The sequence below is a fragment of the Propioniciclava sp. MC1683 genome, from assembly GCF_014164675.1.
Taxonomy (GTDB): domain Bacteria; phylum Actinomycetota; class Actinomycetes; order Propionibacteriales; family Propionibacteriaceae; genus Propioniciclava.
In genome coordinates this window covers 1-6,871 of sequence record NZ_JACJFX010000060.1, presented here as the reverse complement: position 1 = coordinate 6,871, position 6,871 = coordinate 1, and the positions used below count along the sequence as shown (strand labels likewise).

Annotated in this window: 5 protein-coding genes; all 5 read right to left on the bottom strand. The window is 64.7% G+C overall.

From position 1 onward, the window contains the following. Nucleotides 1-534: 534 nt before the first annotated feature. Nucleotides 535-1,878: a hypothetical protein gene (locus H5397_RS16825; protein ID WP_182818873.1), complete on the bottom strand. Its 1,344-nt coding sequence runs from the start codon at nucleotides 1,876-1,878 to the stop codon at nucleotides 535-537. After that, complete coding sequence (locus H5397_RS16820) at nucleotides 1,875-2,906, bottom strand: ribose ABC transporter permease (RefSeq protein ID WP_182818871.1); 1,032 nt, start codon at nucleotides 2,904-2,906, stop codon at nucleotides 1,875-1,877. The genes H5397_RS16825 and H5397_RS16820 overlap by 4 nt, the downstream gene beginning before the upstream one ends. Further along, entirely contained in the window at nucleotides 2,903-4,423 is a 1,521-nt protein-coding gene (locus H5397_RS16815; RefSeq protein ID WP_182818870.1) for a sugar ABC transporter ATP-binding protein, read from the bottom strand. Before H5397_RS16815 ends, H5397_RS16820 begins: the two co-directional genes overlap by 4 nt. Before the next feature lie 59 nt (nucleotides 4,424-4,482). After that, nucleotides 4,483-5,457 carry an ABC transporter substrate-binding protein gene (locus H5397_RS16810; RefSeq protein WP_220492382.1) on the bottom strand — a complete coding sequence of 325 codons (975 nt, stop codon included), beginning with the start codon at nucleotides 5,455-5,457 and terminating at the stop codon, nucleotides 4,483-4,485. Between the two features lie 98 nt (nucleotides 5,458-5,555). Beyond that, on the bottom strand, nucleotides 5,556-6,620 hold the full coding sequence (locus H5397_RS16805; protein WP_182818867.1) for a LacI family DNA-binding transcriptional regulator: 1,065 nt from the start codon (nucleotides 6,618-6,620) through the stop codon (nucleotides 5,556-5,558). Nucleotides 6,621-6,871 lie beyond the last annotated feature (251 nt).

Genomic DNA, 6,871 nt, shown 5'->3' with positions numbered 1-6,871 from the left:
CAACGGCAGGCTGGAACACCTTCGCGGCATCGCGCTGGGCTTCCGCAACCTCACCAACTACCGACTGCGGTCACTCCTCGAAGCCGGCGGCTTCCGACCCCTCATCCACTCTCTTTCGTGAAGAGCCGAGAAACATCTGACCGATGGGTGAGTGATCCCATCTGACTAGCTAGAAGCCCTCTCGGTCTTCTTCATCACGGCCTTCCATCCGGTTGGCCTCGCGAGGAGAATACCACAGAGAGATCTTTGCCAATGGCAGATACTCATTAATTTCACAACAGCGTGTTTGGTTGAGCGACATTTGTCGGAATTCCGCCGTCAGCCCTACTTGATCAAATGTCGGGCTGAGCTGTCCCAACACAGATTCGTTTCCGCAGCCACAGTGGATCTGCTACATCACCCTCTGGCTTCTCTTCCCGTCTGAGGGCGGGGCAAGCTCAGACGGGCCAGGCACCAGCGAAGTTCAACTCGTGCGCACGGGTCGTTTGCACGATGGATTCGCTGGTGCCCGTCCAAGTGACAGATGATTCGCTGTCACCCAACAGTCACGCCCGGGGCGTTCTCCAACTGATCAGCCACCTCGAGCCAACTCTCCGCATACTGCCCATACGCCGTCTTGATCAAGACGCCGACAGGCAACTCCGGGCACTCGTTCTCACCGTTGGAACCCCAGTTCACCCAACCGGACTGCCGCCGCTGGACAATCTGGAACTGACCCGACGGCTCCGAAGTCCACCACACCATCGCGCGGCCCAACTCGGAGTGATACTCCACCGTCTTCTGGGCAGCACCCGGGAAGATCGTCTCGTGCGGCACCGTCTGCACGTCGACCGGGCCATCAGCCATGATCCACGGCCGATCGGTCAGGTCAGCTAGGACGTGCGACTCGCTGCAAACCCGAGCCAGCCGCTCCCGGATCTCGTCCTCGGGCAGCGCGCCTTCCCAGGAACAGAACAGCCGCCAGTACAGGTCCCAGTGGGCCGACTCGAGGTCGCCGGAGAGCATCTCCTTGAAGGTGTCGAACTTCGCGGGACGGTCCCCGTCGGAGGCAATCGTCTCGTTGACCATCTCAACCAACTGGCCCGCATACGGGTCCCCCGCCCGGTAGCGGACGCCGCCGGGGCAGTCGAACCGGTCGAAGACCAGTTCCCCCTGGCCCCCTTCGAACTCGTCGCCGACGGTGATCTTGTTGGTGATCGAACGCCCGTTGATGACGGTCTGGAAGTCATCCACCTGGTAGCGGCGCGAGAACCACGGTGTGCCGTAGGTGAAGCGCCAGTCGATGGTGAAGTTCTTCCCCTTGAGCTCCTCGAGGAGCCCGTCGGGGATGGTCCCGTGCATCCGCAGGGCGTAGAGCACGGGGCCCTCCTCCACCACCTCGATCTCAACCGTCGTGTGCTCCGGCGGATTGATCAGCCCGTTCTCGGGCGTGAAGAACGGCCCGTAGAAGCCGCCGATGGCGTTGTTGCCCGACGGCAGCAGGTCAATGCCCTCCTCAATCGACGAGAAGTGCCGGATCCCCCACTTCGAGGATCCCTCGCCCTGGGCGGTGCCGGAGCAGATCTCAACGTCGAAGTACCCGGTGTTGAGGCGGACGAAGGCGTCATCCTCGATGGGCTCCCCCGTCGTGATCCCCTGCGCCGCCCCATCCGCGGGGCGGTCCAGGGTGAACTCGTAGTCGCCGTCGAAGGAGGCGACGGTGACGAAGGCGGTGCGGGCCTCGTCCGGCTGGTTCTTGAGGCGCTGGCAGAGCAGTTCCTGCCCGGCCTGGTCCACGGCGATCCAGAGATCCTCCTCGATTTGTCCGGGGACGGAGAACTCGAGGGGTTCGGAAAGACGGGGGCCGTGGGTTGAAGTGACGTAAACAGTGTGGCTCATGCCGACACTCCTACGGTTGCGGCCCCGGACGTATCAACAGCCGGTGCCTTCTTGCTTGAACGCTGCTTCAGCGAATCAATCGCCACAGCGAGAATGATGACGATGCCCTTGACCAGCAGCTGGGTGAAGAACTGGACGTTCATCAGGATCAGGCCGGTGGTGAGGACACCCAGGATGACGGACCCGATGAGGGTGCCGACGATGCGTCCCTTGCCGCCGAAGAGCGACGTGCCGCCCAGGACGACGGCCGCAATCGCGTCCAGCTCGTAGCCGTTACCGGCGGTGGGCTGGGCGGACACCACGCGGGCGGCGAAGATGACGCCGGCCAGGCCGGCGAGCGCCCCACCGATCACGTAGACCGAGGTCAGGACGCGCTTGACCCGGATGCCTGCGAGGCGGGCGGCCTCGGGGTTGCCGCCAACCGCGTACACGTGGCGGCCGTACTTGGTGCGCTCCAGAACGAACCAGCACACCGCGTAGATCACGACCATGACAATCACCGGCGCCGGGATACCGGCGATGTAGCCGTTGCCGAGGTCCCGGAAGTTCAGTGAGCTGTCAACGATGGGCTGGCCCTCGGTCATGGTGTACGCGAGTCCGCGCAGGAAGGTCATGAGCCCGAGCGTGACGATGAAGGGTGCCAGGGACAGGTACGCCACCAGCACGCCGTTCACGAGGCCGGCGATGGCGCCGGCGATCACGCCGACGAGGATCGCCACCACCGCGGGGGCTCCCGCCACGGCCGCGAGGACCGCCGAGACACCGGACACCGCCACCGTCGATCCGACGGACAGGTCAATGCCCGCCGAGAGAATCACGAACGTCATTCCGGCGGCGATGATCGCGTTGATGGAGATGGATCGTGCGATGTTGAGGATGTTGTCCACCGTGCCGAAGTTGGGCGCCGCGAACAGCATGAAGATGATGAGAAGGACCAGAACGGCCAGGATCCCGACGCGGTCCCACCACTTTGCGAAGTCGAAGGAGCCGCTACGGCCCACTCTTGGATTGTTGGCGGTTGTGGTCATGATTGTTGCTCCTTGTTTGAGGTGCCCGTTGCGTAAGCCATTACTTCTTCCTCCGACGTCTGCGCGGAGGGCAGTTCTGCCGCGATCCGGCCCTGGCGCATGACCAGAATCCGGTCACTGGTGCCGATGGCCTCCGGCAGGTCGGACGAGATCATGAGGATCGCCTTGCCTTGCCGTGCAAGCTCGTCGATCAGCTCGTAGATCTCGCGTTTTGCGCCGACGTCGACGCCCCGGGTGGGTTCGTCGAGGATCAGCAGGCGTGCCTCCGTGAGGAGGATGCGCGCCAGCACTGCCTTCTGCTGGTTTCCGCCGGAGAGGCTCCTGGCGCTCAGCGTGATTGCGTTCTGCCGCAGGTGGAGGTAGGTCATCAGCTCGCGGACCTTCTTCCGGATGGTGCGCAGCTTCAGCACGCCTCCGGGGCTGAACTTGCCCAGCGACGAGATGGCGATGTTGTCCTCAACGGTGTGGTCGAGGAACAGTGCCTCCTCCTTGCGGTTCTCCGGCACCATGGACACGCCATGGCTGATAGCCTGGTCCGGGTGCGCGGGGGAGAATTTCTGCCCATTGAGACGGATGCTTCCGGCGGTGGCCGGCTCCGCCCCGAACACGAGCCGGGCCATCTCGGTGCGGCCGGATCCGATCAGGCCGGCGAAGCAGACCACCTCGCCCGCGCGGACGTTGAAGGTGACGGGGCCGATGCCGTTGCCCTCGAGGTTCTCAACCTCCAGGACGGGTTCACCGGGCACCCTCTCCTCGTGGTGGTACAGGTCGCCGAGGTCACGCCCAACCATCATGCGCACCACGTCGGCCGGCTCGATCTCCTCGCGCTCCCGGGTGCCCACGGTGTGACCGTCGCGGAAAACCGTGACCCGGTCCGCCAGACGCCACACCTCCTCCATGCGGTGCGTGATGTAAATGAGTCCCATGCCGCGGGCACGGGAGTCCTCGATGATCTCGTAGAGGTGCTCGGTCTCGGCCCTCGAGAGGGCGGCGGTGGGCTCGTCCAGGACGAGGATGCGCGCCTCCTCGCTGGCTGCGCGGGCGATCTCCACCATCTGCTGCATGCCGATGCTCAACGCGCCGATCGGGGTGTCTGGGTCGAGGTTGAGCCCGATGAGCTGCATCTTTTCGCGCGCCTCGCGGCGCATGCGGCCCCGGTCCAGCACACCCAATTTGGTGCGTGGCTCGACGCCCAGCGCCAGGTTCTCGGCGATGGACATCTCCCGGACGGTGTTGATCTCCTGGTGGATGATGGCGATCTTGTGCTCGCGGGCACTGGCGGGATCCGAGATCTCCACCCGCGTGCCGTCGATGTAGATGTCGCCGTGGTCGCGCGCAACGTTGCCGGCGAGGATCTTCATCAGCGTCGACTTGCCCGCACCGTTTTCCCCCATCAGGGCGTGGACTTCGCCCGGCATGAGTTCAAACGACGCCCGGGTCAGCGCCGCGGTGGCGCCGAACTGCTTCGAGATCTGGTCAAGCTTGAGTAGGGGTAGCTTTGTGCTGGTTGCACTCATGATTCCTCCTGATGGCTGGCTGGGGTGGGGCGTCTCCGCCCCACCCCAGGGGCGACGGGTCACCAGCCCGGGTACTCCGCAACGTTTTCGCGGTCCACGATGACGCTGGGGATCAGAATGGTGGTCTCTTCAAGCTCCTCGCCGGCCACGATCTGCTGGGCCACCTTGACGGCCTGGCGAACCATCTCGGCGGGGTTCTGCGTCGCGGTGGCGATGAACGGGGAACCCTCGCGCTGCAGCTCGGCCTCGGCCTCGGGGCTGCCGTCGATGCCCACGACGACGATGTCGCCGGTGCGGCCGGCCTGCTCCACGGCCAACACGCCGCCGAGTGCGGATGGGTCATTCATGCCGAAGATGCCCTGGACATCCGGAGTGGCCGTGAGCATGTCAGTGGTGACGGCCAGGCCCGAGGCGCGGTCATTCTTCGAATGCTGGTGCCCCACGGCCTTGATGTTCGGGTAGTTCTCCAGGACGTTGTTGCAGCCGGTGATCCGGTCGATGATCGTCTGGATCGGGGTGCCGTCGATGATGAGGAAGTTGCCCTCACCACCCATCGCCTCGAAGAGGTAGGTGCAGGCCACCTCGCCCGCTTCCACGGCGTCGGTCATGACCACCGCGTCGGCCCCGACGGCCGGCGTGTCCACCGCGATCACGATGGCGCCGGCGGCACGGGCGCGCTCGATGGCGGGCCCGATGCCGTCCTCGTCGACGGCGGAAATGACGATGAGGTCCACGCCCTGCTGGATGAAGGCGTCAATCTGGGTGTTCTGGTTGGCCAGATCCAGCTGCGCATCCTGCACGTTGAGCTTGGCGTCCAACTCCTTGGCCGCGTCCTCGGCACCCTTCGTCATGGCGGAGAAGAACGGGTTGGACATGTCCTGAACCATCAGCCCGATGGACTTGATGCTCTCAGGGGTGGTCCCCTCAGCGCCGTTCGTCATGCCGGGAACGGGGTCCCCGGAGCTGCAGGCGCCGAGGCCGAGGGCCAGGGCGACGAACAGTGAACCGATGGCGGTCTTCTTGGTGAGCTTCATAGCTACGCCTTTCGTTGTTGTTGAGTGACTGCCCGTTTCTGGGCGCACTGAATACGGGTGGGGTGGTGAAGTGGTGTGTGTGGGGAAGGGGAGGCGACTCAGTTGCAGCCGCAGGACTGGCGAACCAGGAGTGTTGCCGTCACCTCCTTCGTGTCTTCCGGGTGGTACGTGACGCCGCTGCCCGATCCACCGGATGCGTCCCCCGATTTGTTCTTCCGCTGGACGATGTCGCGCAGCGTGGCCGCCGCAATTTCGCCGATGTGTCGTGAGTCTTCATCAACCACCGTGATGGGCGGGTCGATGAGGGGCGCCCACATGAACTCATCAAAGGAGATCAGTGAGACGTCTTGTGGGAGTCGCATGCCGGCCTCGCGCACGGCACTGAGACCTCCCCTCAACAGGGGGTTATTGCCTGCGATCAGGGCGAACGGCCCTTCAGCGGTGCGGCTGTCCAGGTATCTGGACATCGCCTGCTGGGCCGAGACGGGATCGTTGGCGGATTCGACGACGGTGAGCCGGGCACCGTGCTGCTCCGCTGACCTGCGCAAACCCGCCTCGCGGGCGGCGCGGGTGCTCCAGAGGTGGGGGTAGATGAGCAGCACCCAGTCGGACTGGCCGTGGGATGCGAGGTGCTCCCCCACTGCCGCGGTGGCGGCGGCGTTGTCCGTGGTCACCGAGGCCGTGCCGAGCTCGGAGGCGGGTGGGTGGGAGTCGACGAACACCACCGGCACGCCCCATTCCGTGAGGCGGCGGTAGTTCTCCGGCTGAAGGGTCAGGGTCGAGATGACCCCTGACGCGCGGGACTGCATGGCCTCCTGCACCGCGGCGTTCTCCAGATCCGCATCAAACACGCCGTCGGGCGCGATATCAGCGGTGCGCATCCCCATGCCCGCGGAACGCAGGCCCACCTGGATGCCGGTGATCATGTCGACGTAGTAGGCGTTGGAGGACGAGGCCTTCATGACGATGACGGGTCCGGGCGTCTGGTTGCGGAGGGCCCGCGCCGCGCCGTTGGGTACGTACCCGATCTTCCGGGCGGCGGCGAGCACCTTGGTGCGGCTGGCCTCTGAGACCCCCTGGGCACCTCTGAGGGCGCGCGAGACCGTGAAAATCGACAGGCCGGTCTCGGCTACCACATCATTCAGCGTCGGCCTTCGCGCCATCGGGATCCTCTCTGATCATAAACGTTTAGGTCATGCGTCGGACTCAGTGACTCGTCCTAAACGATTAGGATGAATCTAACATGCCCCTTCGCGGGGGTCAAGTGACCTAAGGTCTCGTTTTGATGGCTCTTCACGAAAGAGAGTGGATGAGGGGTCGGAAGCCGCCGGCTTCGAGGAGTGACCGCAGTCGGTAGTTGGTGAGGTTGCGGAAGCCCAGCGCGATGCCGCGAAGGTGTTCCAGCCTGCCGTTG